We start from the raw sequence: 25,056 nt of genomic DNA, 5'->3' as shown, positions 1-25,056 counted from the left end.
CGACGCCAACGGCGCGCCCCACCCCGAGGCAAGCTCCTACGCCAAAAAATTCTCAGGCAGATACGAGCATCGTATCTTCTCTGGAGGTGTCGGTCACAATTTGCCTCAGGAAGCGCCGGCGGCGTTCGCTAAAGCCGCCGTTGAAGTCGATGCGACGTGAGGAGCCGTGTCTATTGCCGCCGCCCGCAAGACCGCCGAAAAACCAACCGAGATGCAGTTGGTTCGGCGCGCGCTAGAGCATTTCCGGTTCTGATGGAATCAGAACCGGGCTCTAGATCCTTGTTTTGACGCGTTTTCTTGACGCGAACCGGTGTCCACTTCGCTCGAAAACGCTCTAATGCGTGAACTTTGGAATTTGTACGGCGAAGCCGTCGAAGCAACCCAGTCGTTGGTCGACGTCGACGATGTGGCGGCAATCCCGGATGCCCTTGACGGGCGGCGGATTCGGGTTGGGTTGCGGCCTGACGGCGTCGTCGTAGCAATGCAGCCGGTCGTCGGGCTTATCTTCGATCTTGAGACACTTCTGCGCCTTTTCGGCGACCGAGACAGTTTTCGACGCCACCTCGTCAGCCGACGCGGCGCTCTGCTTCACGGGTGCCGCCGGCTTTTCCGCTGCTGCCGGCGTCGTAGGTTGCGCCAAAGCCGCCGGGACCAAAGCTACCAAGTCAACGGCTGTCGCCAACGACAATACTGCGATCAGCAGCTTGATCCTCATATCGGGTTCCTTTTGCCTTTGACCCTCGCCTGGGCGCGGCAGAAAATTCGAATTCTGGTGGAAGTGGCGTCGCAAGACTGGCGGCGGGTTTAGAACATAGCAAGGCAGCGGGAACAAGAGCCGCGGCACCGGGGCGTCATCACGAAACGCCCAGGCCCATGTCAGCCCCGCTGCGCCATCTCCAGCGTGACCAGGCGCGCGAGCAGGGTCGCGGGATAGAGCTGGCCGATCACGGCTTCGAGATTGCACAGGCTGCGCGCGATCGGGTGCAGCGGAAATACGTCGCCATAGCCGGTCGTCGTCAAGGTCACGAAGCTGAAATAGATCAGCCCGCTGGCGAGCGCCGGATTGTCCTGCATCGAGATTCCCGAAAACGCATTGGGGATCAGCGATCCGGTAAAGGCCAGCAACGGCACGAAGCTGACGGCGATGACGAGGTACAGCAGAATTGCGCCCATCACGTGGTGATAGGTGACCCGACCCGGCGCAAACACCACGCCCGCCACCGCCCAGCCGAGCGTCAGGCTCATGATCAGCCAGGAGCCCGCGAACAGATTGATGTCGATCGGGGACGGCGCCGTGATCCGGTGAATGCCGCCGATCGTGGCCATCACCAGCGAGGCCAGCATGGCAGCAACCGCGATCCGGCTTCCCGACATCACGAACACGCCGGCGACCAGCACGATGGCGAAAGCGAGTTCGAACGCCTGAAACAGAAACAGCCCGGACGCCTGCAGCGGCGCGATCACGAACAGCATCACAATGACCAGCACGGTCAGCGCGGTCAGCAGTGGGTCGCTATAATGTTCGCGCAACCAGGCGATGCGATCGTTCATGAACCAAAGCCCGTTTCACGATGCCGTCCCACGCGTTAGGACTGGCTGAAGCCGATTCGGAATGCGCCCCAATGGCGGCCGCGCACGTAGATCGGCGAGGAGAGGGATTTCATCAGCACGAACTTGCCGCCGCCCATGTCCCGCCGGTAGGTCTGCAACAGAAACGGCTTGGTGCTTTGAGCGATCTTGCTGACCGTGCGGTCGTCGAAGATCCGCCGGTTGCGGCAATGGGCGTTGTTCCAGACCGGGTCGGGCCCCTGGGGCAGGCTGTAGTTCGCATTATGCGTCGGAAGATAGCCGCTTTTCGCCCACGCGACGCAAAAGGCGATCCGGGAATCGGACTTCTGAATCGGATCCTGGATCGGCGGCAGGATACGGTCGGTGAGCGCGATATAGTTGGCGAGATATTGCTTCGGATTGGTGCCGGGAATCTCGCGGTAATTCTCGTCCATCATGTGCTCGAGGCTGATCTCGCCGCGCTCGATCGCGCGGTCGAAGGCTAAGGAAATCTGCTTTGCGGTTTCTACCGTCATGCGGATCATCGGCGCATCCGACGTCTCCACGCCGCTGTCGGCGATCAGCGCGATCAGGCCTTCCGAAACGTCCAGCAGCGAGGCGACGCGGTCGTCGGCCTGCTTGAGGTCGGTCGACGACAGATCGACGCCCTTGGCGAGGCCGCCGAGTTCGGAGATCACCATGTCGCAGTGGGACAGATTGGACGTCGCCGCTTTGGCGACGCTGTCGATCTCCTGGCCGACCGATGTGAAGCCGCTCTGCACCCGGACGATGATGTCCTGGATCTGGGCGGCGCCGTCGCCGGCGCTTTTGGCGCGGACCGAGGCGTCGCCGCTCTCGCTGATCAAACCGCGGACCTGGCCGTCGAGATCGCGCACAGTGTCGCCGATCAGACGGGTCGCCTGCCGGGTCGCCTCCGCGAGGCTTTTGACTTCGTTGGCGACCACCGCAAAGCCGCGTCCCGCCGCGCCGGCGCGGGCGGCCTCGATGGTGGCGTTCAGCGCCAGCAAATTGGTCTGCTTGGCGATCGCTTCGATCGTGCCGGACACCTTGGCCACCTGGGTCAGCGCGGTTCCGACCGAAGCCAGACGGCGCTCGATGCGGCTGACGGCCTCGATCAATTCGGCGATATGCCCGACCGCGGTTTCGACCGCGGCGCGCGACTGCGTGATCTCGCCGACCGCAGCCGAGCTTGCCGATTGCACCGCGCGGGACGCGGTGGCGATGTCGTGATTGGCGGCGACCATGGTCTCCGCGGTTTGTTGCAGATGCCCGAACCGGTCGGACTGGTTGGCGACGCGGCCGGCGACCTCTTTCAGGCTTCCCGCGACATCCGCCAGTTCGACGCCAAGGCCGCCGATCCGGCTCGCAAGCTGATCGACCAGACGCTCGCTCTCCGAGGGGAGAGCGGCGGCACTTTCCCGCTTGATGGGCTGCACAACCGACATGACCGCATCCCTTTTGGTGTTTCCAGAACTTACGAAGGACGAAAAGCCGCCGTGACTGGCGGCCATTCACGCGGACCGGTTCGCCGGTCTCTGGCATCATGATGATGTGCCGTTGCGGGTGGTATCCTCGCCGCTCGGCATGAAATCATGGTTAACAATTGCCTCATTGGCGGGCAGAAACCACTACCAAAATACCGAAATCGCCGGTAAGCCTTTGATTTTAGCAATATCGCGGCCTATAACGCCGCGCTTCCCACCGCAGATTCCCCGACTACTCCAAGAGATCCCGCATGGCCGGCCATTCCCAATTCAAGAACATCATGCACCGCAAGGGGCGGCAGGATGCCCAGAAGTCGAAGCTGTTCGGCAAGCTGGCGCGTGAAATCACCGTCGCGGCCAAGCTCGGCCAGCCCGATCCCGCGATGAATGCGCGGTTGCGCGCCGCGATCATTTCCGCCCGCCAGGAGAACATGTCGAAGGACTCGATCGAACGCGCGATCAAGAAGGCCAGCGGCGGCGACGGCGAGAATTACGACGAAATTCGCTACGAGGGTTATGGCCCGGGCGGCGTCGCGGTGATCGTCGAGGCGCTGACCGACAACCGCAACCGCGCCGCCTCCGACATCCGCTCCTACTTCACCAAATCGGGCGGCAATCTCGGCGAAACCGGCTCGGTCGCCTTCATGTTCGACCGCACCGGCATCGTCGAATACGACGCCAAGGTCGCCTCCGACGACGCGATGCTGGACGCCGCGATCGAGGCCGGCGCCGACGACGTCTCTTCCAGCGAAAGCGGCCACGAGGTCTACGCCTCGCAGGAGACTTTTCGCGAGGTCGCCAAGGCGCTCGAAGCGAAATTCGGCGAAGCCCGCAAGGCGGCGTTGACCTGGAAGCCGCAGAACACGGTGCCGGTCGACGACGAGGCCGGCGAAAAGCTCCTGAAGCTGATCGACCTGCTCAACGAGCATGACGACGTGCAGAACGTCTACGCCAATTTTGAAATTTCCGACGCGCTGATGAGCAAGCTGGGCGGGTGAAGTCGCCAGAGACCTCGTCATTGCCGGGCTTGACCCGGCAATCCATCACTCTTCGCAAGGCTTTCTCGTTTTGATGGATGCCCGGGTCAAGCCCGGGCATGACGGGTGTTAGCCACTCGCTGTCGGAAGTACCGACGCCGCGCTTTCGCGGTTGAAGACACTTCGTTTGTGTTTCGTTCCCGCCGCGCCGACGTTATCACTATCCCATGACATCTCAGCCGATTCGCGTCCCCGTCCGTATCCTTGGCATCGATCCGGGCCTGCGCCGCACCGGCTGGGGGGTGATCGATATCGACGGCAACCGGCTGATATTTGTCGGCTGCGGCTCGGTGGAACCGCCGGACACGCTGCCGCTGGCGAGCCGCCTGTTGGGAATCCATGAGGGGTTGGCCGCCGTGCTCGGCAACTATCAGCCCGCGGAAGCCGCGGTCGAACAGACTTTTGTCAATAAAGACGGCGTTGCCACGCTGAAACTCGGACAGGCGCGCGGCGTCGCCATGCTGGCGCCGGCGATGTTCGGCATCGCGGTTGCGGAATATGCCCCGAACCAGGTCAAGAAAACCGTGGTCGGCGCCGGCCATGCCGACAAGAACCAGATCCTGATGATGCTGAAGATCCTGCTGCCGAAGGCCGAGCCGAAATCACCTGACGCCGCCGACGCGCTGGCGATCGCCATCACCCACGCCCACCACCGCGCCAGCGCCGCGCTGCGGCTCAGGGTGGTGGGATTATGATCGGCAAGCTCAAGGGCCTGATCGACAGCTACGGCGAGGATTATGTGATCCTCGATGTCGGCGGCGTCGGCTATCAGGTGCATTGTTCGTCGCGGACCTTGCAGGCGCTGCCGTCGCCGGGGGAGGCCGCGGTGCTGTCGATCGAAACCTATGTGCGCGAGGACCAGATCAAACTGTTCGGCTTTCGCAGCGATCTCGAACGCGAATGGTTTCGCTTGCTGCAGACCGTCCAGGGCGTCGGCGCCAAGGTGGCGCTGGCGGTGCTCTCGACCTTGCCGCCGGCTGAACTAGCCAATGCGATCGCGCTGCGCGACAAAGCCGCGGTGGCGCGCACGCCGGGCGTCGGCCCCAAGGTCGCCGAGCGCATCGTCACCGAACTCAAGGACAAGGCGCCGGCCTTCGCCAATGTCGATCCGGCCTTGGTGCATCTGTCCGGCGCGATCGACGACCAGCGCGCGCCGCGTCCGGTCAGCGATGCGATCTCCGCACTTGTCAATCTCGGCTACGGCCAGCCGCAGGCCGCCGCTGCCATCGCGCAGGCCTCGCGCGCCGCCGGCGAGAACGCCGAGACCGCGCAGCTCATTCGGCTCGGCCTGAAGGAACTGGCGAAGTGAGCCTGGGCACGCTATTGCGCGGTCTCGCGCGCATGATCGCGATATCCGTCATCTTTTCGATTGTCGGTCCGCTGGCGTTCGCCGCATTGCTGCTCGCGATCGTCGCAAGCTTCGGCGCGCCTTTGGCGCAGCTATTCGCCACCTTCGCCGGGCACGACCTCTTCAGCACCATCGTTTCGGTGGCGCTATGGGTGCTCACCATCGCGGCGTGGCTGGCTGCGATCCCGCCATCGGCGATGGCCGGATTGATCTTCGCCTTCGCTGCGGTGTGTGCCGGCCTCGACCGGATCTGGATGGCGTGGCTTGCCGCGGCGGCGGGCATCGCCGGGGTGATCCTGCTCGGCAATTTCGTCATTCCTGGTGAATCCTCCGCCGTGATCCTGCCGAACGTCCAATCGGCGGATCAGTCGCTCCGGTTGTTTGCCATTCTCGCCGTGCTGGCGATGCTACCGGCCACCTTGTGCTGGTGGCTCTCAAAGCCATTGCATCGTGCTAGCATCGCCGCATGAACACGCCGTCCCGCATCGTGACCCCCGAGCGCCGTTCCGACGATGTCGGCGACACCGCGCTGCGCCCGCAAGTGCTGTCGGAATTCGTCGGCCAGGCGCAGGCGCGCGCCAATTTGTCGATCTTCATCGAGGCCGCGCGCAAGCGTAACGAGGCGCTGGATCACGTGCTGTTCGTGGGACCGCCGGGCCTCGGCAAGACTACGCTGGCGCAGATCGTGGCGCGCGAACTCGGCGTCGGCTTTCGCGCCACCTCCGGTCCCGTCATCGCCAAAGCCGGCGACCTCGCGGCTTTATTGACCAATCTCGAAGAGCGCGACGTGCTGTTCATCGACGAAATCCACCGGCTCAGCCCCGCGGTCGAGGAAGTGCTGTATCCGGCGATGGAGGACTTCCAGCTCGATCTCATCATCGGCGAGGGGCCGGCGGCGCGTTCGGTCAAGATCGAACTGGCAAAATTCACACTGGTCGGCGCCACCACGCGCGCGGGACTTCTGACCAATCCGCTGCGCGACCGTTTCGGGATTCCGGTGCGGCTGAATTTCTATACCGTGGAGGAACTCGAAAGGATCGTCACCCGTGGCGCCCGCGTGCTCAACATCGGCATGACGCCGGATGGCGCCAACGAGATCGCGCGCCGCGCCCGTGGCACGCCGCGTATCGCAGGCCGGCTGTTGCGGCGGGTGCGGGATTTTGCCTCCGCCGCGGACGCCGCCTCGATCGACCGCGCCATCGCCGACCATGCGCTGAGCGCGCTCGAGGTCGATGCCGCCGGCCTCGACGCGATGGACCGGCGCTATCTCACCACCATCGCGATGAACTATGGCGGCGGCCCGGTCGGCGTCGAAACCATGGCCGCGGCGTTGTCCGAGCCGCGCGACGCCATCGAAGACATCATCGAGCCGTTCCTGATTCAATGCGGCTATCTGCAGCGTACGCCGCGCGGTCGGCTCTTGACCTCGCATGCCTTCCGGCATCTCGGCCTCGCCGAACCCGCGCGCGACCCGGCGCAATTCGGGTTGTTTGGTAACCAAGATAGCGAAGACTGACGCAGTATACGGAAGAGTGATGCAGGATACCGAAGACTGACGCCGCTCCTGCTGATAATCTGCACAGAGGCGTCCCAATTGCGCTTCAATCCGCACGCTATCATGCGCGGGCAGCATCACGATTAACCAAACATGTTTTCACGGCGTCAGTTCTTGCGGTTTCTCGGCGGGTTGGGTGTCTTCGGCGCCTCGACCACGGCCTATGGTTTCGCCGAGCCCGTAACGCGGTTGGGCGTCACGCGGTATGACATTCAGCCGCCGCAATGGCCGGCCGATTTCCAGCTCAAGATCGCCGCCGTCGCCGACATTCATGCCTGCGATCCCTGGATGTCGCTGGCTCATATCCAGACCATCGTCGAACGCACCAACGCGCTCAATGCCGATATCATCGTGCTGCTCGGCGACTATGTCGCGGGACATCGCCATGTCACCCGCTTCATTCCCGCCGACGAATGGGCGGCCGTGCTCACCGGCCTGAAAGCGCCGCTCGGCGTGCATGCGATCCTCGGCAATCACGATTGGTGGGAAGACAAGAAGGTGCAGCAGGAAGGGCAGGGCCCGACCAATGCACGACGCGGGTTAGAAGCCGCCGGCATTCCGGTCTACGAGAACGACGCCCGGCGTCTTTCCAAGGACGGCCGCCCGTTCTGGCTGGCCGGTCTCGGCGATCAACTGGCCTATGTGCCGGCGCGGCGCTTCCGGCCGGTCCGGCGCATCGGCGTCGATGACCTCAACGCGACGCTTGCCAAAGTAACCGACGACGCGCCGGTGATCCTGATGGCGCATGAGCCGGATGTCGCGAGGCGCGTGCCGGCGCGGGTGTCATTGCAGCTTTCCGGACATACCCATGGCGGCCAGGTGCGCCTGTTAGGATGGTCGCCGATCGCGCCGACGCGCTACAATAAATTCGTCTATGGCCACTCGCGCACCAATTGCGACGTCATCGTCTCCGGCGGCCTCGGCTGCAGCATCATGCCGTTCCGCCTCGGCGTGCCCCCGGAGATCGTGCTGGTGACCTTGGGCGGTTCGGGTCCGGCGACGTCGTAGCGTTTTCGCCGCACTGACGTGCTTGCGCATCGGCTGAATTTTGCGCAAAACGATCGTGTTCCGAAAGGCGATCGAGGGCCGCAAGTGACTTACCCCCATCTCGACGGCGCGATGCGCGACGGCCGCCATCACATGCAAATTCGGGTCTATTACGAGGACACCGATTTTTCCGGCATCGTCTATCACGCCAATTATTTGCGCTTCATGGAGCGCGGACGCACCAACCATCTGCGGCTGATGGGCGCCGAACAGCACGCGCTGTTCGCGGAAGCCGAGCAGGAAACCCCGGGCTTTGCCTTCGTGGTGCGTTCGATGCAGCTTGATTTCCTCAAGCCGGCGCGGATGGATGATTTGCTCGACGTGGTGACCTGGCCGGTCGCGGTGAAGGGCGCCTCGATCATGCTGGGGCAGGAAATCCGGCGGGCTGAGCATGTGCTGGTCAAGGCCCAGGTGCGCGTCGCCTTCATCAGCGAGGGGCGGGCGCAGCCGATCCCGAAAGCGTTGCGGGTGTTGTTGAAGGCCGATGTGATCTGATCCAGCTATCGGCCGATTGGCAAAGCCCACTCGACTCCTCAAGCGGCGGCAGTACATTCGCGGCAGATCAACCCGACGAGGTCCCGATGGCACGTCCCCCGCTTCCGCCGTTCACCCGAGAGACCGCCGCCCAGAAAGCCCGCATGGCCGAGGACGCCTGGAATTCGCGCGATCCCGAGCGCGTGTCGCTGGCCTATACCGAGGACAGCCGCTGGCGTAACCGCTCGGAATTTCTCGAGGGCCGTGCCGCGATCGTCACCTTCCTCACCCGCAAATGGGAGAAGGAACAGGAATACCGCCTGATCAAGGATCTCTGGGCGTTCGACGGCAACCACATCGCGGTGCGGTTTCAGTATGAGTGGCGCGACGCTGCCGGCCAGTGGCATCGCTCCTACGGCAACGAGCAATGGGAATTCGACGAGCACGGCCTGATGCGCCGCCGCGAAGCCAGCATCAACGATATCGTGATCGCCGAAAAAGACCGCCGCTTCCACTGGGCCGCACCAGGGCCACGGCCCGCGGATGTGCCGGGACTGAGCGAGAGCGCGTTTTAAAGGGCTGCGATCTCAGACGTCGTCCCGGCGAACGAGGCCGTGAAGCTACCTCGGCCGTCATCCCGAGAGGCCGTGAACCAATCGGCGCCGTCATCCTGAGGTGCTCGCCGTCTTCGGTGAGCCTCGAAGGATGATGTTCAGCGCAGTGCTTGCGGCCATCCTTCGAGGCTCGCAAGAGCTCGCACCTCAGGATGACGTCAAAGCCTCTCAGGATGACGGTTCCGATGTGTCCCCGCCCTTACGCGCGAGGCGGGGACGACGCGGTGGTGTGACGTATCACTCACGCCGCCGCTTTGTGGCGGGCGAGTTCGGCCTTGTACAATTCGAACTCTTCCGCGATCGCCTTGGCGATGCTCGGGCGCGTGCGCAGCCGTTCGTAATAGGTTTTCACGGCCGGCCATTTCGCCAGTTCGATCGGCGGCGTTGCCATGGTCCAGTTGATCACCGTCACCAGATAGGCGTCGGCGACGCTGAAATGGTCGAGCAGGAATTCGCGGCCCTTCAGGTAGTTTTCCAGGAAATCGAGCCGCGACAGGCCCTTGCCGAGAATGTAGCTCTTCACTTCGGCCGGTGCCTTCTTGTCGAGTATCGGCACGAACAATCCCTTGTGCAGTTCGGTGCCGATGAAGCAGAGCCATTGATGCAGCCGGCTGCGTTCCATGCCGGGGCCGGTGGCGATGCCGGCCTGCGGAAACCGGTCGGCGACATATTGCAGGATCGCGGCGTTCTCGGTCAGGACCAGTCCCTCGTCGGTGCGCAGTGTCGGCACCAGCCCAAGCGGATTGACCTTGCGAAAATCCGAGCCGTCGCTCTGCACGATCTTGGTCTTGGGATCGACCTCGAGATATCCAGCGTCCGCGCCGGCTTCATACAGCGCAATCCGGGTCGCGAGCGAGCAGGCGAGCGGCGAGAAATAAAGATCCATCGACAATCTCCTTGGCGTTGGTTCGGGCTTTGCCGAACCACTGTTGATTTTTATACCGTCTCGCATAATATAACCGACGTCAAGGAATTAAATGCGAAATGGTACAAAAAAAGAAAACCGCACCGGCATTGCCGGAAGCCGATGCGACCAGCGCGGTCAAACGCCGGGGCCGCCCGCGCGCCTATCAGCCGGACGTGGCGCTCGGTAAAGCGCTCGATCTGTTTCGCAAGGATGGCTTTGCCGGGACGTCGCTGGACGATCTCAGCGCGGCCACCGGCATGAACCGGCCGAGCCTGTATGGTGCGTTCGGCGACAAGCGCGAACTCTATATCAAGAGTTATCAGCGCTACCGCGACGACGCGCGCGCGGCGATGGTCGATATTTTCAGGGACGAATTGCCGATCCGCCAACGGCTGGAGCGGATCTACGGCTTGGCGCTCGGCATCTATCTGTCCGGCGAAGCTGGCCCGCGCGGTTGCTTCACGGTGATGACGGCGGCCTCGGAAGCGGTGTTCGATCCGGAAATCCGCGGCCTGGTGCTGGAAGGATTTTCGGAGTTCGACAAGGCGTTCGCCGGTTGCTTCCGGCGGGCCATGGAAAAAGGCGAACTGACAACCTCGGTCGATGCGACGGTGCTGGCGCATCTGGCGTCGGCGACCATCCACACCATCGCGATCCGCGCGCGCGCGCAGGTGCCGCGCAAGGAACTGGAGGCGATCGTGAAAGGCGCGATCGACGTGATGGTGGGCGCGAGGGCGAAATGAGCCGCGCTTGCAGCAAACGCGATGTCATCCCCGTGCAGCAGCTTCGCCGTCATCCTGAGGTGCGAGCTCTTGCGAGCCTCGAAGGATGGCCGCGCGCAATGAGCTGAACACCATCCTTCGAGGCCCGCCGAAGCCGGCGGGCACCTCAGGATGACGCAGCACTAAGCCCCGCGCTACTTCCTTTCTCCTCCGAGGAAAGATGCGGCGCATCCACAAATAAGTCTTGACACCCATTTGCTGATTTGCCCGTCGTGCCAATGTGTCGCAGCGGATCAGCGTTGATCTCGAAGGCAAATCACCTTCACATCTCACGTATCCCGTGCCCACCAAGAGGGGCGTTTCGCGATCGTCACGAACGTTGGACGCGGGGAGCGATGGACGCGGATGCGCTTTTGACGAACGGCGCGTGACGCGGACGGCAAAGTCGTGTGGTCCTGACGCCCCAGTGGTTGGTGTCAAGTTCTTGAGAAGCTCACGCTTCTTGGGGATGACGGTGACAACAAGCCAGGTCTCGCCGGGGAGAGCACGATATAAGCTGTAACACCATTGCGCAGGGAAGGCCGGACTGCTTCCGCTGAACCTGTATGCTCGTGTGCGCTTTTTGTTTGCTACTTTTGCACGCGAGACCGCGGGTGCAGCGCGCACCCGGTCTTCCCTGCGCCCTCTTTTTTTGGGGGCCGATGAATTTGAAAAACTCGGGCGAATGCTGTCGCGAGAATGCGGAGTTATGTCCGCACATCTCCACCGTCATCGTCCGCGAAGGCGGACGATCCAGTATTCCGAGACGCTCGTGATGGAACTGAAAACTCGCGGCGTACTGGATACTCCGCCTTCGCGGAGTATGACCGTGATCATGCCTCCACGCGCCCTAATATCCACGCCCCCGATCGACCACATTCTCCAGCGCGTCGCCGGCTTCGAAGCGCTCGATCTGGCGCGCGACGTATTTCGAGATCTCGTCGGGATCGGTGTCGGCGGCGTTGTGTGGGGTCAGCACGACTTTCGGGTGGGTCCAGAACCGGCTGTCCGCCGGCAGCGGCTCGGTGGCGTAGACATCCAGCGATGCGGCGCCGAGCGTGCCGTCGTCGAGGCAGGCAAGAATATCGGCCTCGTTTTGCAGGCCGCCGCGGCCGGCATTGATCACGACCGGCGCGCCGAGTGGGCTCGTGGCATCGAGCTTTGCGAACAGGTCGCGGTTGAGGATGTGCGTCGTATCCGGGGTCAACGGCAGCAGGCAGACCAGGATGTTGGTGGCTTTCAGAAACGCATCGAGTTGCCCTGTGCCGTGGAAGCATTCGATGCCGTCGACCTTTCGCTCGCTTCGGCTCCAGCCCGCGACGCGGAAACCGAGCCGCGCCAGCACCTGGGCGGCGTCCGCGCCCAGGGTGCCGAGCCCCATGATCCCGACCGAGATCGCGCTCGCCGGCGATTGCTTCTTCGGCGCCCAGCGTTTCTCGCGCTGGCTGTCACGCAGATAAAGCTCCTGCCGATGGTGCATCAGCACATGGAGCACGACATATTCGGTCATTCGTGCGGTGAGATCGGCCACCGCAACCCGCACCAGCGGCACATCCGGCAGGCTGGAATCGGCCATCAGCGCATCGACGCCGGCGCCGAGGTTGAAAATGGCGCGCAGATTGGGAAAGGCCGCGAGATCGCCGGGGACCGGCTTCCAGACCGCGGCGTAGTGGACCTCGGCGGGATCGAGTGCCGCATCCGGCATCAGCACGACGCGCCGGTCGCGGCAAGCATCGTCAAATCGGGCCTTCCAGCGCTGCGGCGACCAATTTTGGGCGCCGCCATGGATCAGAAGCGCAAGTGCAGGTTTTTGCATGGATTTTTGCCTGAGTTTTTTGGGATTTGCGGCACCATACCGGGCCCGGTCCCCGAGGCAAAATATTTCCGTTATGCTGTCGGAAACGGCTCGCCTCTCTCGTCTTCCAACCGAACAGGAACGCTGCCCATGCTCTACGCCATCCTTTGCTACCATGATGAAGACTGCGTCGGCTCCTGGACCAAGGAGCAGGACGCCGCGGTGATGCAAAAACTTGCCGTCGTGCAGGACAAGTTGACCCAACAGGGCCGGCTTGGGCCGGTCGCCCGGCTGTTGCCGACCACGGCGGCGACCACGCTGCGCAAGGAAAATCCGCCGGTCGTGATCGACGGTCCTTTTGCCGAGACCAAGGAGCAACTGCTCGGCTTCTACATCGTGGATTGCAAAAACCTCGACGAGGCGCTCGCGGTCGCGCGCGATCTCGGCGAGGCCAACCCGGGCGGCGCCTACGAAATTCGTCCCGTCGGCGTGCTCATCCCCGGGAGCATCGCGACCGGGAGCATCGCGATATGAGCGATACCGCCTGGATCGACGCCGCGCTGACCTCGGCGCGGCCCCAGGCGGTCGGCGCGCTATTACGCTATTTCCGCAATCTCGATACCGCCGAGGAGGCCTTCCAGAACGCGTGCCTGCGCGCGCTGAAAAGCTGGCCGCAGAACGGCCCGCCGCGCGATCCCGCGGCGTGGCTGATCATGGTCGGACGCAACGTCGCGATCGACGACATCAGGCGCGGCCGCAAGCAGGAGCCGCTGCCCGAGGATGACAAGATCTCCGATCTCGACGACGCCGAGGAGGCGCTGGCCGAACGGCTCGACGGCTCGCATTATCGCGACGACATCTTGCGGCTATTGTTCATCTGCTGCCATCCCGATCTGCCGCCAACGCAGCAGATCGCGCTGGCGCTGCGCATCGTCTCGGGGCTGACCGTCAAGCAGATCGCGCGCGCGTTCCTGGTCAGCGAAGCCGCGATGGAACAGCGCATCACCCGCGCCAAGGCCCGCGTCGCCGGCGCCAGCGTGCCGTTCGAGACGCCGGGCGCGGTGGAACGCAGCGAGCGGATGATCGCGGTGGCCGCGATGGTCTATCTGATCTTCAACGAGGGCTATTCGGCCAGCGGCGATACCGCGGAAATTCGCCAGCCTCTGTGCGAGGAGGCAATTCGGCTGGCGCGGCTGTTGCTGCGGCTGTTCCAGAGCGAGCCCGAGATCATGGGACTGACGGCGCTGTTGCTGTTGCAGCATGCCCGCGCGGCGGCGCGGTTCGACGCTGCCGGCGCATTCGTGCTGCTCGACGATCAGGACCGCTCGCTGTGGAACCAGAAGCTGATCTCGGAGGGCCTGGCCCTGATCGACAAGGCGATGCGCCATCGCCGCAGCGGGCCCTATCAGATCCAGGCGGCGATGGCGGCGCTGCATGCCCGCGCCGCCAGGCCCGAAGACACCGACTGGACCCAGATCGATCTGCTCTATGGCGCGCTCGAGATCATGCAGCCGTCGCCGGTGGTGACCTTGAATCGCGCGGTCGCGGTGTCGAAGGTGCGGGGGCCCGAGGCGGCGCTCGAGATGATCGAGCCGCTGGCTGAGCGGCTGTCGAATTATTTTCATTTCTTCGGCGTGCGCGGCGCGTTCCTGATGCAGCTCGGCCGCAATGACGAGGCGCGTGAGGCCTTCGGCCGCGCCATCGCGCTCGCCAACACCTCGGCGGAAGCCGCCCACATCCGCATGCATCTCGACCGCCTGATGCGCGACAGTCAGCCGCCCGAGACTAAAATTTCAAAAAAATAATCGCCCCTCTGTCGGATTGCGCTTGCCCCATTCGTCCCGTGAATAAGCATCACCAATGGAGCACGTCATGCCGCCCGTCTTCGATACCGCACCGGTTTCAAAATCAGCGCTCTGGTCGGGCCGCGTTGTCAGCGGTCTCGTCATCGTGTTTCTGCTGTTCGATGGCGCCATCAAGCTGGTGCCGTGGCCGGTCGTCACCGAAACGATGGACCGGATGGGGTACGGATCGAGCGAGACGCTGGCGCGCAGCCTCGGGCTGATCACCCTGGTCTGCACCGTGCTTTATGCGGTGCCGCCGACCTCCATCCTCGGCGCCATCCTGCTGACCGGCTATCTGGGTAGCGCGATCGCATCGCATGTGCGGATCGGCAGCCCGCTTTTCAGTCACGTCCTGTTCGGATTTTATCTCGGCCTGATGGTCTGGGGCGGGCTCTGGTTGCGCGATCGAAGCCTGCGCGCCTTGCTGCCCTTTTTACGCTGACAGTCGCTAACAACATTATCAATTATAGAGACGGAGTTCCCATGTTCGAGATTATTGCCATCATCGCCGTCGTACTGGCGATCGCCATCGCGGTCATCCTGCTCCTCGCGGCGAGCAAGCCGGCGACATTCAGCGTCGAGCGCACGATCGACGTCAAGGCGCCGCCGGAAAAGATCTTTCCGCTGATCCACGATTTCCATCAATGGGTTTCGTGGTCACCCTACGAGAACAAGGACCCCGCGATGAAGCGCAGCTATAGCGGGGCCGAGAGCGGCAAGGGCGCGGTCTATGGTTGGGAGGGCAACGGCAATGTCGGCGCCGGGCGGATGGAAATCCTGGAGGAGTCGGTCCCTTCCAAAATCCTGATCAAGCTGGATTTCTTCAAGCCGTTCGAAGGCCACAACACCGCCGAATTCACGATGCTGCCGCAGGGCGATGCTACTCACCTAAGCTGGGTGATGCGTGGCCCCGCGCCCTTCATCTCCAAGCTGATGCAGGTATTCATGAATCTGGATCACATGATCGGCAAGGATTTCGAGGTCGGCCTCGCCAATTTGAAACGGCTCACCGAGAAGTAAGTCCACGTCTTAGTTCAATCGATCCAACCAAGGAGCAAGCGATGCAGATCAATCCCTATCTGTTCTACGACAGCAACTGCGAAGCGGCGTTCAAGTTCTATGAGAAGGTGCTCGGCGGCAAGATCGAGATGCTGCTGCGAAACGAGGAGGCGCCGCCCGACATGCCGGCGCCGCCGGAGCGCAAGAAGCAGATCATGCATGCCAGGATGTCGATCGACGGCCAGATCCTGATGGCGTCGGATGCGCCGCCGGATCACTTCCACAAGCCGCAGGGATTTGCGGTGTCGCTCACTGTGAAGGATCCCGCGGAAGCCGAGCGAAAATTCAACGCGCTATGCGAAGGCGGCACCATCAACATGCCGTTCGGCAACACCTTCTTCTCCAAGGGCTTCGGCATGTGCGTCGATCAGTTCGGCATTCCCTGGATGGTCAACTGCCCGCTGGATGGCCATTAGAGCGGGTGCGCTCCGTAAGGTGGGCAAAGGCGCGTTTGCGCCGTGCCCACCATTCTCGTTGTTAGTAAAGTGGTGGGCACGGCGCCAAGGGCGCCTTTGCCCACCCTACGAAGTATGCCTCCAACAAGTCTTGGTCTAGCGGCACGACGGATAAATCGCCGTCAGTTCGCGGCCGCGCAGCAGCAACAGCCGCGACGATAATCCGCCGCGGCGCCTGATCCAGCCGCGCACCGCGGCGGGATAGGCCTCCAGCACCAGTTCGGAAGCTTCCGGTTCGGCATATAACCGGCCACGCCGGTCCATCGACCGCGCGGCGTGAAATCCGAGCACCGCGCGCCGGGTGACGCAGATGCGATCGTTTGGGACCACGCTGAGGACCAGCGTGCAGGCCGACATGCAGGGTCCATCGATCACGACGCGCTCGCCGGAGGCACGGACCTCGTCGAACAGGTCGATGAACGGGCCGACCCTTCCGCCCATGCTGCCGAGGATGCGCACCTCGGCACGTGCCGGCATCGCGGCCAGTGCAGATAGCAGCGCTGCGACAAAAAGCGTGAAGCCTACCTTGGGCATGCAGCGCCGCTCTCCAACGCCCGATGATCGCCAACAATTAGCCAAGCGCAGGGCTCGCGACAAGGCGCTAGCGGCGGCTCTAGCCATTGCGCCGTTGGCCGCGCAGCGTCGGCAATCCGATGCCCGCGGCATCAAAGCCGCCATCGACCGCGAGGATCTGCCCGGTGATGTAGCTCGAGCGCTCGCTGCACAGAAAGAACACCGCTTCGGCGAGTTCTTCTTCGAGGCCGTAGCGGTTGAGCGGGATCGCGTCGTGATAGTCGGCGCGGATCTCCGGGGTGTGAACCGCTTTCGCCATCGCGGTCTCGACCGGACCGGGTGCGACGCCGTTGACGCGAATGCCGAGCGAGGCCAGTTCGACCGCGAGTTGCTTGGTGAGATGCGCGAGCCCGGCCTTGCTGGTGCCGTAAGCCGAGCGCAGCGTCGAGGCGCGTACCGCCGAGATCGAGGTGATGTTGACGATGGCGCCGCCGCCATGTTCGCGCATCAACGGGGCTGCCGCCTTGGTGCACAGGAAAGGCCCGGTCAGGTTGACCGCCAGCACCCGGTTCCAGTCCTGATCGGAGGTTTCCAACAGCGGCGCGAACACCGCGACCCCGGCATTATTGACCAGTGCATCGAGCCTGCCGAAGCGCCGGCTTACCGCGTCCATCGCGGATGCGACCGCGCCGGCGTCGGAGACGTCGCAATGCAGCGCCAGCGTGTCGTCCGGGTTGGCCAGGGCTGCGACCGCGTGATCCAGCAGTTCGCCTTCGATGTCGAGCAGCGCGACACGCCAGCCGTCGGCCAGAAAACGCTTGGCCACCGCAAGTCCGATGCCGCGCGCGGCGCCGGTGACCAGCGCAACTTTCTGCAAGGAGGGAGTCATAGGTGTACGTCCATCGGCTGTTGATCGATTTCGCGTTGCTATAGCCGATGTCCTGCGCGATGTCTCGAACCCAGGAGGCCTCAAGAGAGCGTCAACAGAGCTTCAGAAACAAACTCAACACCATCCCATCGCGAAAGATGCGGAGCATCGCCGCTTGATGATCAGGCGGAGCCGAGGCCCATGCCCAGGATGGACCCCGGATCAGCGATCGCGCGTCGCTCAGGCCGCCGATCTGTTCTTGATCGCGCCAACGATCGCGGTGAGAACGGCTCCCGCGACGCCGCCACCGGCTACCTGGCCGACGATGCTGCCGATATCCGGCGTCGAGGCCGTATTGGCCAGCAGCGGCAGCAGCATGCCGAGGATCTGTCCCCCGGCGCCGCCGCCGATGGCGCCCGCAATGGTGTTTCCGAGCGTACCGAGATCGATATTCTTGGCGGCGCCGGCGGCGACATTTCCGCCAACGGCGCCGCTGATGACCTGTATGATCAGATTGATGAGCAATCCCGACATGACGCGATCCTCCCCGGATCCGGTGTTCAGTTTCAGCGTGCACGACGCCGGACCATCGCCGATAGGTCGAGCTTAGGCGCGTTGGAACCCAAAAGCATGCTGCGTTCGCGAAGGATTCGGATGAAAATGCCGACAACGCACAACAACGCACTTGCAGCACGGCCGGCGCCGCAACGTCTCATCGACATTGCGGCGCCGGTTGCGCTAGTTCTTCGGAGCCACGACCGAAGATCTCGCGTCACTTCGCGGGCGATGTGCGCCGCGATCAGGCCAGTTCGGCGGAAGCACGCTGCATGTTGGACGACATATCGCTGGTGACGATGCTCTGCTCTTCGACGGCGGCGGCGGTGGAGGTAATGAACTCGTTGACATTGCCGATCGCCGTCTTGATCGCGATCAGTGAACTCACCACATCGCTCGCGACGTTGTTAAGCGCCCCGATTTCCCCCGATATGGTGTCGGTGGCCTGCTTGGCCTGATTGGCGAGGTTCTTGACCTCGGAGGCCACCACCGCAAAGCCTCTGCCGGCCTCGCCGGCGCGCGCGGATTCGATGGTCGCGTTGAGCGCCAGAAGGTTGATCTGGCCGGTGATGTCGCCGATCAGCTGCACGATGCCGCTCATCGCCTGCGCGGCGGCATTGAGTTTCATGGCTTGCTGGTCCGCGGCTTCAACGCGTCCCGTTGCTTCCGCCGCGGTCTCCTTGGATTTGGTCATGGTCTGGGAGATTTCGCGGATCGAGGCGCTCATTTCCTCGCTGCCGGCCGCCACCGATTCGATCAGGCCCCTTGCCCGCTCGGCCTTCTGGCGCGCCACCGCCTGGGCGGTGATGTCGGTTGCGTACTTCACCACCTTGAACGGCTTGCCGTTGAGGTCGTGGATCGGATTGTAGGAGGCCTGGATCCAGATTTCGCGGCCGCCCTTGGCGATACGCTTGTATTCCGCGGCCTGGTACTGGCCGCGATTGAGGGTCTCCCAGAATTCAGCGTAGGCGCGCGAATTGCACTCCGCGGGCTCGACGAACATGCTGTGGTGTCTGCCCTGGATTTCCGGCAGCACATAGCCCATCGCGTTGAGGAAGTTCGGGTTGGCGGAGCGGATGGTGCCGTCCATGTTGAACTCGATCACCGCCTGTGACTTGCCGATCGCGGAAATCTGCCCATCGCTGTCGGCGGCTCTCAGTTTTTGCTCGGTGACGTCGGTGGCGAATTTGACGACCTTGAACGGCTTGCCGGCCTCGTTGAAGATCGGATTGTAGGTCGCGAGAATCCAGACTTCCTTGCCGCCTTTGCCGACCCGCTTGTATTCGGCGGCCTGATAGTCGCCACGGTTGAGGGCCGCCCAGAATTCCCGATAGGCCACGCTGTCGCGGTCGGCGGCCGTCACGAATAGGCTGTGATGCTTGCCTTGCACTTCGGCCAGCGAATAGCCCATCGCGCCGAGGAAATTATCGTTCGCCGTGACGATGGTGCCGTCCATGTTGAACTCGATGACGGCCTGGGCGCGGTCCATCGCCGCGATCTTGCCGGCGTCTTCCATGTTCTGGATCTTTTGCGCGGTGATGTCGGTGGCGAACTTGATCACCTTGAAAGGCTTGCCCTTGGCATCGCAGACCGGATTGTAGGACGCCTGGATCCATATCGGCTTGCCGCCCTTGCCGATCCGCTTGTATTGCGCGGCCTGGAATTCACCGCGGTTGAGCCTGGCCCAGAATTCACGGTAGTCGTTGCTGTCGCGCACGGCCGGCTCGACGAACATGCTGTGATGCTTGCCTTTGATTTCGTCGAGCGAGTAACCGAGCGTGGACAGGAAATTCTGGTTCGCCGTGATGATCGTTCCATCGAGGTTGAACTCGATCACGGTCTGCGATTTGCTGATGGCGGCCGCCTGCGAAAGTGCGTTCTGCACTGCCTTGCCTTGCAAGTTGAACACGTCGGGCTCCGTGAGCTGGTTCCACAACGGAACCTCGGGGAGGGAAAAGGGTATTCGCTTCGAATGAACGTGAAAATTGCAAATGTGCGTTTAGCAACGGTAAAAGCTTTTCGACGCGGAACCTATCGCCCGATAGAAAAGCGCGATCGATGAAAGCAGCGGAGGTAGATATCTCGCAGTATTGCCGGAGTTTTTCGTAGGCGCGCGCGATCGCACACGACGGATGCAGCATCAATTACGGGATTGCCGTCCGTAGTGGTAAGGATGAAGCGATACGAAAGGCCGTGCAGACTTCGTCCGTAGTAATACGGAGACGCGATCTGAAATTATTTTTTCGCGATGACGCACTCGTACGCCGCCTGCAATCGTTCGCCCGCCGATGGTCCGGCTTTTTTGCGTCGCTTCACGCCCAAATGGGTTTCGCGCAACTCATCCATGAACTCGGCCCACATCTTCGGGCCGCCTTCCTTCAATAATCTAGCGCGGATACCGAGCTCTTCGCTGACCGGAAGATATTTATACCCCCAGCCCGCCATCTGGGCGAGGATCGGCAACAGCTCGACGCCCTGTTCGGTGAGCGAGTAAATTCCCTTCTGCTTGTGGCTCGGGTCGTCGTCGCGGGTGATGACCCCGGCTCCGAGCAGCGTCTTCAGCCGGTCGGCGAGGATGTTTGAGGAAATGCCTTCGTCGGACTTGGTGAGCAATTCGCGGAAATGCCGCCGGTTGCCGAACATCATGTCGCGGATGACCAGCAGGCTCCATTTGTCACCGACCACTTCCAGCGTGAGATTGATCGGGCAGCCGGAGCGTTTCGTGTCGGCCATCTTGTTCTCCCGCGCCATGCCCGGATGGCCACGGCGAAAAACTGCTTGCAATATCGCACCAGTTATATCAATCTACAACCAGTTGCAAAATACAATCAGTTAAGGGGCGCGGCCGCGCCGGTCATTCAGGGAGGTCAGATGTCGCTCACGCTGCATTTCCATCCGCTATCGTCGTTCTGCTGGAAGGCGCTGATCGCGCTATACGAGAACGACACCCCGTTCACGCCGAATATGGTCAATCTCGGCGACGAGGCCGAGCGTGCGGCGTTGCTGAAACTGTGGCCGATCGGCAAGTTTCCGGTGTTGCGCGACGATGCGCGGAACCAGACTGTGCCGGAATCGAGCATCATCATCGAATATCTCGACCGCTATTATCCCGGGCCGACACGCTTCATTCCCGCCGAGGCGGACCTCGCCTGGCAGACCCGATTGTCTGAGCGATTCTACGATCTCTATGTGCATCTATCGGTACAAAAGATGGTCGATGACCGGCTGCGGCCGGAAGCCCAGAAAGATCCGCGGGGTGTCGAGGAGGCGAGGGCACGAATCCAGCTCTGCTACGGCATGATCGAACACGAGATGGGCATCAAGACCTGGGCGATGGGCGAAGCCTTCAGCATCGCCGATTGTGCCGCATCGCCGGCGCTGTTCTACGCCGACAAGGTGGTGCCGATCGGCGACGCGCGCCCGAAGCTTGCAGCCTATCTCGATCGCCTGATGGCGCGGTCCGCTTTCGCGCGTGTGCTGAAGGAGGCTGAGCCTTATTTCAAGCTGTTTCCGCAATAGAGGACCTCAAAATGGCTTCAGGCAAACTGGACCTCGTCCGCGCCGTCTTCGCAGCCTACCTCGCCAACGACCGCAAGGCGGTCGAGGACTATTTCACGGACGATTTCCGCTTTACGAGCCCGTATGACGACGGGGTCGACAAGGCGAATTATTTCGCGCGCTGCTGGCAGAGCCCCGACTGGATCGAACAACAAGATATCGAAAAGATATTTGTCGAGGGCGACGAGGCCTTCGTAACTTATCGGTGCGTGGCCAGGGACGGCAAGAGCTTTCGCAATACCGAGTTCTTCCGTTTCGACGGCGACAAGATCAAGCGCATCGACGTCTATTTTGGCGCAAGCTACCGGCACGGCGTATTTGTCAAACAGCCGCAATAAGAAATCTGCCAAATAAAAACCCACGAATAAAAATTCCGTTCGTGTCGGCGGAGCCTGATCCGGTTCGTCCTATCGAGGGATGATGATTGGATATATTGGTAGGGAAACCGGATGATGGATCTCGCGAATGCGGGCGCCCTGTCGAAATCGGGCCTGGGCCGCCTGCACGACGCCATGGCGCGTCATGTCAACTCGGGCGATGTGCCCGGCTTGGTTACGCTGGTGAGCCGGTGTGGCGAGATTCATATCGACGCGATCGGCAACATGGCGTTCGGCGGCGCGCCGATGCGGCGCGATACACTGTTCCGGATTACCTCGATGACCAAGCCGGTGACTGCGGTCGCCGCGATGATCCTGATCGAGGAATGCAGATTGCGGCTCGACGATCCCGTCGATCGATGGTTGCCGGAACTGGCCGGCCGCAAGGTATTGCGGGCGATCGATGCCCCGCTCGACGACACCGTGCCGGCCAAACGTGCGATCACCCTTCGCGACCTGCTCACATTCCGTTCGGGCCACGGCATGCTGATGGTGTTTCCGGATCGCTATCCGATACAGAAGGCCATCGCGGAAGCGGGCTTCGCACCGGGGCCGGTATTTCCGTCGTTCCCGCCGGACGAATTGATGCGGCGCTATGGCAGCCTGCCATTGCTCTATCAGCCCGGCGAGCGCTGGCTTTATAACGCCGGCACTGAAATCCTGAGCGTATTGATCGCGCGCGCGGCGGGGATGAATTTTGGCGAATTCCTGCGCGAGCGCATCTTCGCGCCGCTCGGCATGAAGGACACGGCGTTCCATGTACCGCAGGCCAAGCACGCGCGGTTCGCCACCGCCTATATGCGCGATCACACAACGCAGCAGCTGAAAGTCTTCGATGATCCCGTCGCGGGCAAGTTCGCGGAACCGCCGGTGTTTGAAAACGGCAGCGCGGGCCTGGTCTCGACGGCGGATGATTTCAACGCCTTCGCGCAGATGATGCTCAATGGCGGCCGCCTGCGAGGCGAGCGCATTCTGTCGCGGCCGGCGATAGAACTGATGACCACCGATCAGATCTCAGCCGAGCAGAAACTCGGCTCCGGGATATTTTTCGGCGACAACAGGGGTTGGGGCATGGGCATGTCGGTCTTCGGCAAGCGCGACGACCTCTGCAACACGCCGGGCCGGTTCGGCTGGGACGGCGGTTACGGCACCTCGTGGTATTCCGACCCGCGCGAGCAACTCACCGGCATCCTGCTCACCCAACGCATGATGGATTCACCGCAGCCGCCGCCCGTGCTGACCGACTTCTGGACGTCGGTCTATCAGGCGATCGACGATTGAGAACCGCCTGCGGCGATCGGACGCTGGCGCAATTACCCCTCAAATAATTCCCCTCGGATTGTCGGTGCGGCAAAACCCCAATCGTCCTGTTGATGGGCGCCGGTGCATGGCCGGCGGTATTGGATCAAACGGAGAGCGTGATGCGATTCATGGTGATTGTGAAGGCCAGCAAGGATTCGGAAGCCGGCGTGATGCCGAGCACGGAATTGATCGCGGCAATGGGCAAGTTCAACGCTGAAATGGTCGAGGCCGGCGTCATGCAGGCCGGCGAAGGCCTGCATCCTTCCTCGAAGGGCGCACGACTGACATATTCCGCCGGTCGGGCCGCGGTGCGCCGAGGGCCGTTTGACCTGACCAACGATCTCGTCTCCGGCTTCTGGCTGATCGAGACCAAATCGCCCGACGAGGCCGTCGACTGGATGAAGCGCGCGCCGTTTGACGGCGGCGCCGAGATCGAAATCCGGCAGGTCTTCTCGGCGGAAGATTTCGGCGAGGCGCTAACGCCCGAGCTGCGCGATCAGGAAGCCCGTTTGCGGGCGCAGACTGAGAAGAAATAGCTACATCCACCGTCGTCATTTGCGGATTCGGCGAAGACGCATGTCGCGCAATGACGACAAATTCCAGATCACAGGAAACCGACCATGCGATTCATGATGCTGATGATACCGGCGGGCTATGCGACGGCTGCGGCGGGCACCATGCCTTCGGCCGAGGCCATCGCGGCGATGGGGAAATATAACGAAGCGCTGAAGGAGGCCGGCGTGCTGATTACGCTCGACGGCCTGCATCCGCCGTCGATGGGCGCCCGGGTTTCGTTCCCCGGCGGCAAGCCGGTCGTGACCGACGGTCCCTTTGCCGAGGCCAAGGAGGTGCTCGGCGGCTACTGGATGATCGACGTCACCTGCCGCGAGGAGGCTATCGCCTGGGCCAAGCGATGCCCGGCTTCCGAGAACGAGGTCATCGAAATCCGTCAGGTGATGGAAATGTCGGATTTTCCTGACGATGTTCAGGAGGCGGCCGCCGGATCTACCGAACTGCAGGCCAGGCCGGCGAACTAACAGCCGGCGGCGGTTTCTAGTGACCTTTGCGACCGGCTCATGTAAAAGTCCTTCACATGAGCTGGCGCAAGGAAGACAGCCGCGCCGAGCGCGGCTACCACCACGGTAATCTGAAAGAGGCGTTGCAGCGGGCAGCGCTCGAGCTGATCGCGAAGAAGGGCCCTGCCGGGTTCACCTTTGCCGATGCCGCACGGTTGGCGGGCGTCAGCCCCGCAGCACCCTACCGGCATTTTCGCGACCGCGACGAACTGCTTTCCAGCATCGCCGAACGCGGCTTCGAGCAGTTCGAGCAGGCGCTGGCAGCGGCGTGGGACGATGGACGTCCGGATACCGTCAGCGCGTTCGAGCGGGTCGGCAAGGCCTATCTTGCTTTTGCGCGCGGCGAGCCGGCGTTCTATTCGGCGATGTTTGAATCAGGGCTCGCGGTCGACCTCAATCCTGCGCTGCTTGCAGCAAGCGAGCGCGCTTTCGCGGTCATCCGCGCCGCTGCCGAGCGCCTCGCGGCATTGGCGCCGGCGGGCACGCCACGCCCGCCGGCTTTGATGATGGCGCTGCATATCTGGTCGATGTCGCACGGCGTGGCGTCGCTGTTCGCGCGGGGCGATGCGGCCCGCCGCAAGCTGCCGATGTCGGCGGAAGATCTGCTGGAAGCCGAGGTCTTGATTTATCTGCGCGGCCTCGGCTTTTCGACCGCGCCCAGCGCCGCGGCGCCAAACGACCCGGCCGGTCAGAAGCCCGCCACGCCGCCCCCTATCCCCCCTTCAGGCCCACCTTCAGGCCCTTGGGGCACCCCAAAATAAATTTCAAAGCGGGGCCGGTGCCCGGCTTGACAAAAACCAGCCGTGGTTTAGGTATGTAAATGTTATTTACATTCACACGGCATGTCGCCGTCACGGA

General features: G+C 62.7%; 30 protein-coding genes and 1 pseudogene. 21 read left to right on the top strand and 10 right to left on the bottom strand.

The features are described from left to right. Window position 1: 1 nt before the first annotated feature. A pseudogene (locus GSQ88_RS34935) lies at window positions 2-160 on the top strand (alpha/beta hydrolase); the annotation flags it as partial. A gap of 174 nt (window positions 161-334) precedes the next feature. Here the strand turns inward: GSQ88_RS34935 and GSQ88_RS11020 are convergent. The 3 genes from GSQ88_RS11020 to GSQ88_RS11010 form a co-directional block, all read right to left on the bottom strand. Further along, complete coding sequence (locus GSQ88_RS11020) at window positions 335-715, bottom strand: hypothetical protein (RefSeq protein ID WP_159007771.1); 381 nt, start codon at window positions 713-715, stop codon at window positions 335-337. A gap of 161 nt (window positions 716-876) precedes the next feature. Next, window positions 877-1,551, bottom strand: coding sequence for a potassium channel family protein (locus GSQ88_RS11015; protein WP_159007770.1), 675 nt, complete (start codon window positions 1,549-1,551; stop codon window positions 877-879). A gap of 35 nt (window positions 1,552-1,586) precedes the next feature. Next, window positions 1,587-3,014 carry a methyl-accepting chemotaxis protein gene (locus tag GSQ88_RS11010; RefSeq protein WP_159007769.1) on the bottom strand — a complete coding sequence of 476 codons (1,428 nt, stop codon included), beginning with the start codon at window positions 3,012-3,014 and terminating at the stop codon, window positions 1,587-1,589. 290 nt (window positions 3,015-3,304) lie between these two features. On the opposite strand from GSQ88_RS11010, the gene GSQ88_RS11005 reads away from it, so the two are divergent. The 8 genes from GSQ88_RS11005 to GSQ88_RS10970 all read left to right on the top strand — a co-directional run bounded on the left by GSQ88_RS11005 (window position 3,305) and on the right by GSQ88_RS10970 (window position 9,089). Further along, window positions 3,305-4,051, top strand: a complete 747-nt coding sequence (locus GSQ88_RS11005; protein WP_159007768.1) for a YebC/PmpR family DNA-binding transcriptional regulator — start codon at window positions 3,305-3,307, stop codon at window positions 4,049-4,051. A gap of 206 nt (window positions 4,052-4,257) precedes the next feature. Beyond that, the gene (ruvC, locus tag GSQ88_RS11000; protein ID WP_159007767.1) at window positions 4,258-4,785 is read left to right on the top strand and encodes a crossover junction endodeoxyribonuclease RuvC; all 528 of its coding nucleotides are present in this window, start codon (window positions 4,258-4,260) and stop codon (window positions 4,783-4,785) included. Next, the gene (gene ruvA, locus GSQ88_RS10995) at window positions 4,782-5,399 is read left to right on the top strand and encodes a Holliday junction branch migration protein RuvA (protein ID WP_159007766.1); all 618 of its coding nucleotides are present in this window, start codon (window positions 4,782-4,784) and stop codon (window positions 5,397-5,399) included. The genes ruvC and ruvA overlap by 4 nt, the downstream gene beginning before the upstream one ends. Continuing rightward, on the top strand, window positions 5,396-5,908 hold the full coding sequence (locus GSQ88_RS10990) for a hypothetical protein (protein WP_246735227.1): 513 nt from the start codon (window positions 5,396-5,398) through the stop codon (window positions 5,906-5,908). Before ruvA ends, GSQ88_RS10990 begins: the two co-directional genes overlap by 4 nt. Beyond that, entirely contained in the window at window positions 5,905-6,954 is a 1,050-nt protein-coding gene (gene ruvB / locus GSQ88_RS10985; RefSeq protein ID WP_159007765.1) for a Holliday junction branch migration DNA helicase RuvB, read from the top strand. The genes GSQ88_RS10990 and ruvB overlap by 4 nt, the downstream gene beginning before the upstream one ends. Before the next feature lie 132 nt (window positions 6,955-7,086). Continuing rightward, window positions 7,087-8,001 (top strand): metallophosphoesterase, encoded by a 915-nt coding sequence (locus GSQ88_RS10980; RefSeq protein ID WP_159007764.1) that lies wholly within the window; start codon window positions 7,087-7,089, stop codon window positions 7,999-8,001. A gap of 84 nt (window positions 8,002-8,085) precedes the next feature. Further along, window positions 8,086-8,535, top strand: a complete 450-nt coding sequence (gene ybgC / locus GSQ88_RS10975) for a tol-pal system-associated acyl-CoA thioesterase (protein WP_246735225.1) — start codon at window positions 8,086-8,088, stop codon at window positions 8,533-8,535. Between the two features lie 86 nt (window positions 8,536-8,621). Further along, a complete protein-coding gene (locus GSQ88_RS10970; RefSeq protein WP_159007763.1) occupies window positions 8,622-9,089 on the top strand; it encodes a nuclear transport factor 2 family protein in 468 nt (155 codons plus the stop codon). A 280-nt stretch (window positions 9,090-9,369) separates the two neighbouring features. On the opposite strand, the gene GSQ88_RS10965 is transcribed toward GSQ88_RS10970, so the two are convergent. Next, complete coding sequence (locus GSQ88_RS10965; RefSeq protein WP_159007762.1) at window positions 9,370-10,014, bottom strand: glutathione binding-like protein; 645 nt, start codon at window positions 10,012-10,014, stop codon at window positions 9,370-9,372. 98 nt (window positions 10,015-10,112) lie between these two features. Here GSQ88_RS10965 and GSQ88_RS10960 point away from each other — a divergent pair, with 98 nt between their 5' ends. Further along, window positions 10,113-10,778 carry a TetR/AcrR family transcriptional regulator gene (locus tag GSQ88_RS10960; protein WP_159007761.1) on the top strand — a complete coding sequence of 222 codons (666 nt, stop codon included), beginning with the start codon at window positions 10,113-10,115 and terminating at the stop codon, window positions 10,776-10,778. Window positions 10,779-11,646: 868 nt separating this feature from the next. Here GSQ88_RS10960 and GSQ88_RS10955 read toward each other — a convergent pair. Next, window positions 11,647-12,612: a 2-hydroxyacid dehydrogenase gene (locus GSQ88_RS10955; RefSeq protein WP_159007760.1), complete on the bottom strand. Its 966-nt coding sequence runs from the start codon at window positions 12,610-12,612 to the stop codon at window positions 11,647-11,649. A 129-nt stretch (window positions 12,613-12,741) separates the two neighbouring features. On the opposite strand from GSQ88_RS10955, the gene GSQ88_RS10950 reads away from it, so the two are divergent. The 5 genes from GSQ88_RS10950 to GSQ88_RS10930 all read left to right on the top strand — a co-directional run bounded on the left by GSQ88_RS10950 (window position 12,742) and on the right by GSQ88_RS10930 (window position 15,910). Beyond that, entirely contained in the window at window positions 12,742-13,125 is a 384-nt protein-coding gene (locus tag GSQ88_RS10950; protein ID WP_159007759.1) for a YciI family protein, read from the top strand. Further along, the gene (locus GSQ88_RS10945) at window positions 13,122-14,396 is read left to right on the top strand and encodes an RNA polymerase sigma factor (protein WP_159007758.1); all 1,275 of its coding nucleotides are present in this window, start codon (window positions 13,122-13,124) and stop codon (window positions 14,394-14,396) included. Before GSQ88_RS10950 ends, GSQ88_RS10945 begins: the two co-directional genes overlap by 4 nt. Before the next feature lie 67 nt (window positions 14,397-14,463). Continuing rightward, complete coding sequence (locus GSQ88_RS10940; protein WP_159007757.1) at window positions 14,464-14,877, top strand: DoxX family protein; 414 nt, start codon at window positions 14,464-14,466, stop codon at window positions 14,875-14,877. 41 nt (window positions 14,878-14,918) lie between these two features. Next, the gene (locus GSQ88_RS10935; RefSeq protein WP_159007756.1) at window positions 14,919-15,455 is read left to right on the top strand and encodes an SRPBCC family protein; all 537 of its coding nucleotides are present in this window, start codon (window positions 14,919-14,921) and stop codon (window positions 15,453-15,455) included. A gap of 41 nt (window positions 15,456-15,496) precedes the next feature. Beyond that, window positions 15,497-15,910 carry a VOC family protein gene (locus GSQ88_RS10930; RefSeq protein ID WP_159007755.1) on the top strand — a complete coding sequence of 138 codons (414 nt, stop codon included), beginning with the start codon at window positions 15,497-15,499 and terminating at the stop codon, window positions 15,908-15,910. Between the two features lie 135 nt (window positions 15,911-16,045). Here the strand turns inward: GSQ88_RS10930 and GSQ88_RS10925 are convergent, their stop codons facing one another. The 5 genes from GSQ88_RS10925 to GSQ88_RS10905 form a co-directional block, all read right to left on the bottom strand. Continuing rightward, window positions 16,046-16,483: a hypothetical protein gene (locus tag GSQ88_RS10925; protein WP_174247979.1), complete on the bottom strand. Its 438-nt coding sequence runs from the start codon at window positions 16,481-16,483 to the stop codon at window positions 16,046-16,048. Between the two features lie 79 nt (window positions 16,484-16,562). Continuing rightward, the gene (locus GSQ88_RS10920; protein ID WP_159007754.1) at window positions 16,563-17,351 is read right to left on the bottom strand and encodes an SDR family NAD(P)-dependent oxidoreductase; all 789 of its coding nucleotides are present in this window, start codon (window positions 17,349-17,351) and stop codon (window positions 16,563-16,565) included. A 219-nt stretch (window positions 17,352-17,570) separates the two neighbouring features. Beyond that, on the bottom strand, window positions 17,571-17,864 hold the full coding sequence (locus tag GSQ88_RS10915; protein WP_159007753.1) for a hypothetical protein: 294 nt from the start codon (window positions 17,862-17,864) through the stop codon (window positions 17,571-17,573). A gap of 265 nt (window positions 17,865-18,129) precedes the next feature. Continuing rightward, window positions 18,130-19,794: a methyl-accepting chemotaxis protein gene (locus GSQ88_RS10910; protein WP_159007752.1), complete on the bottom strand. Its 1,665-nt coding sequence runs from the start codon at window positions 19,792-19,794 to the stop codon at window positions 18,130-18,132. A 326-nt stretch (window positions 19,795-20,120) separates the two neighbouring features. Then, window positions 20,121-20,618: a winged helix-turn-helix transcriptional regulator gene (locus GSQ88_RS10905; protein WP_159007751.1), complete on the bottom strand. Its 498-nt coding sequence runs from the start codon at window positions 20,616-20,618 to the stop codon at window positions 20,121-20,123. 138 nt (window positions 20,619-20,756) lie between these two features. Here GSQ88_RS10905 and GSQ88_RS10900 point away from each other — a divergent pair, with 138 nt between their 5' ends. From GSQ88_RS10900 to GSQ88_RS10875, 6 genes are all read left to right on the top strand, one after another. Next, the gene (locus GSQ88_RS10900; protein WP_159007750.1) at window positions 20,757-21,404 is read left to right on the top strand and encodes a glutathione S-transferase family protein; all 648 of its coding nucleotides are present in this window, start codon (window positions 20,757-20,759) and stop codon (window positions 21,402-21,404) included. Between the two features lie 11 nt (window positions 21,405-21,415). Continuing rightward, entirely contained in the window at window positions 21,416-21,781 is a 366-nt protein-coding gene (locus GSQ88_RS10895) for a nuclear transport factor 2 family protein (RefSeq protein ID WP_159007749.1), read from the top strand. A gap of 111 nt (window positions 21,782-21,892) precedes the next feature. After that, a complete protein-coding gene (locus GSQ88_RS10890; protein ID WP_159007748.1) occupies window positions 21,893-23,101 on the top strand; it encodes a serine hydrolase domain-containing protein in 1,209 nt (402 codons plus the stop codon). A 140-nt stretch (window positions 23,102-23,241) separates the two neighbouring features. After that, the gene (locus GSQ88_RS10885; protein ID WP_159007747.1) at window positions 23,242-23,658 is read left to right on the top strand and encodes a YciI family protein; all 417 of its coding nucleotides are present in this window, start codon (window positions 23,242-23,244) and stop codon (window positions 23,656-23,658) included. A gap of 84 nt (window positions 23,659-23,742) precedes the next feature. Beyond that, window positions 23,743-24,159, top strand: a complete 417-nt coding sequence (locus GSQ88_RS10880; protein ID WP_159007746.1) for a YciI family protein — start codon at window positions 23,743-23,745, stop codon at window positions 24,157-24,159. A 56-nt stretch (window positions 24,160-24,215) separates the two neighbouring features. Continuing rightward, window positions 24,216-24,959: a TetR/AcrR family transcriptional regulator gene (locus GSQ88_RS10875; protein ID WP_159007745.1), complete on the top strand. Its 744-nt coding sequence runs from the start codon at window positions 24,216-24,218 to the stop codon at window positions 24,957-24,959. Window positions 24,960-25,056 lie beyond the last annotated feature (97 nt).

Origin of the sequence: Bradyrhizobium sp. S69 (assembly GCF_009766005.1) — a bacterium.
Classification (GTDB): Bacteria; Pseudomonadota; Alphaproteobacteria; order Rhizobiales; family Xanthobacteraceae; genus Bradyrhizobium.
The sequence above is the reverse complement of the archived record's forward strand: the minus strand, read 5'-3'. Positions and strand labels throughout refer to the sequence as shown.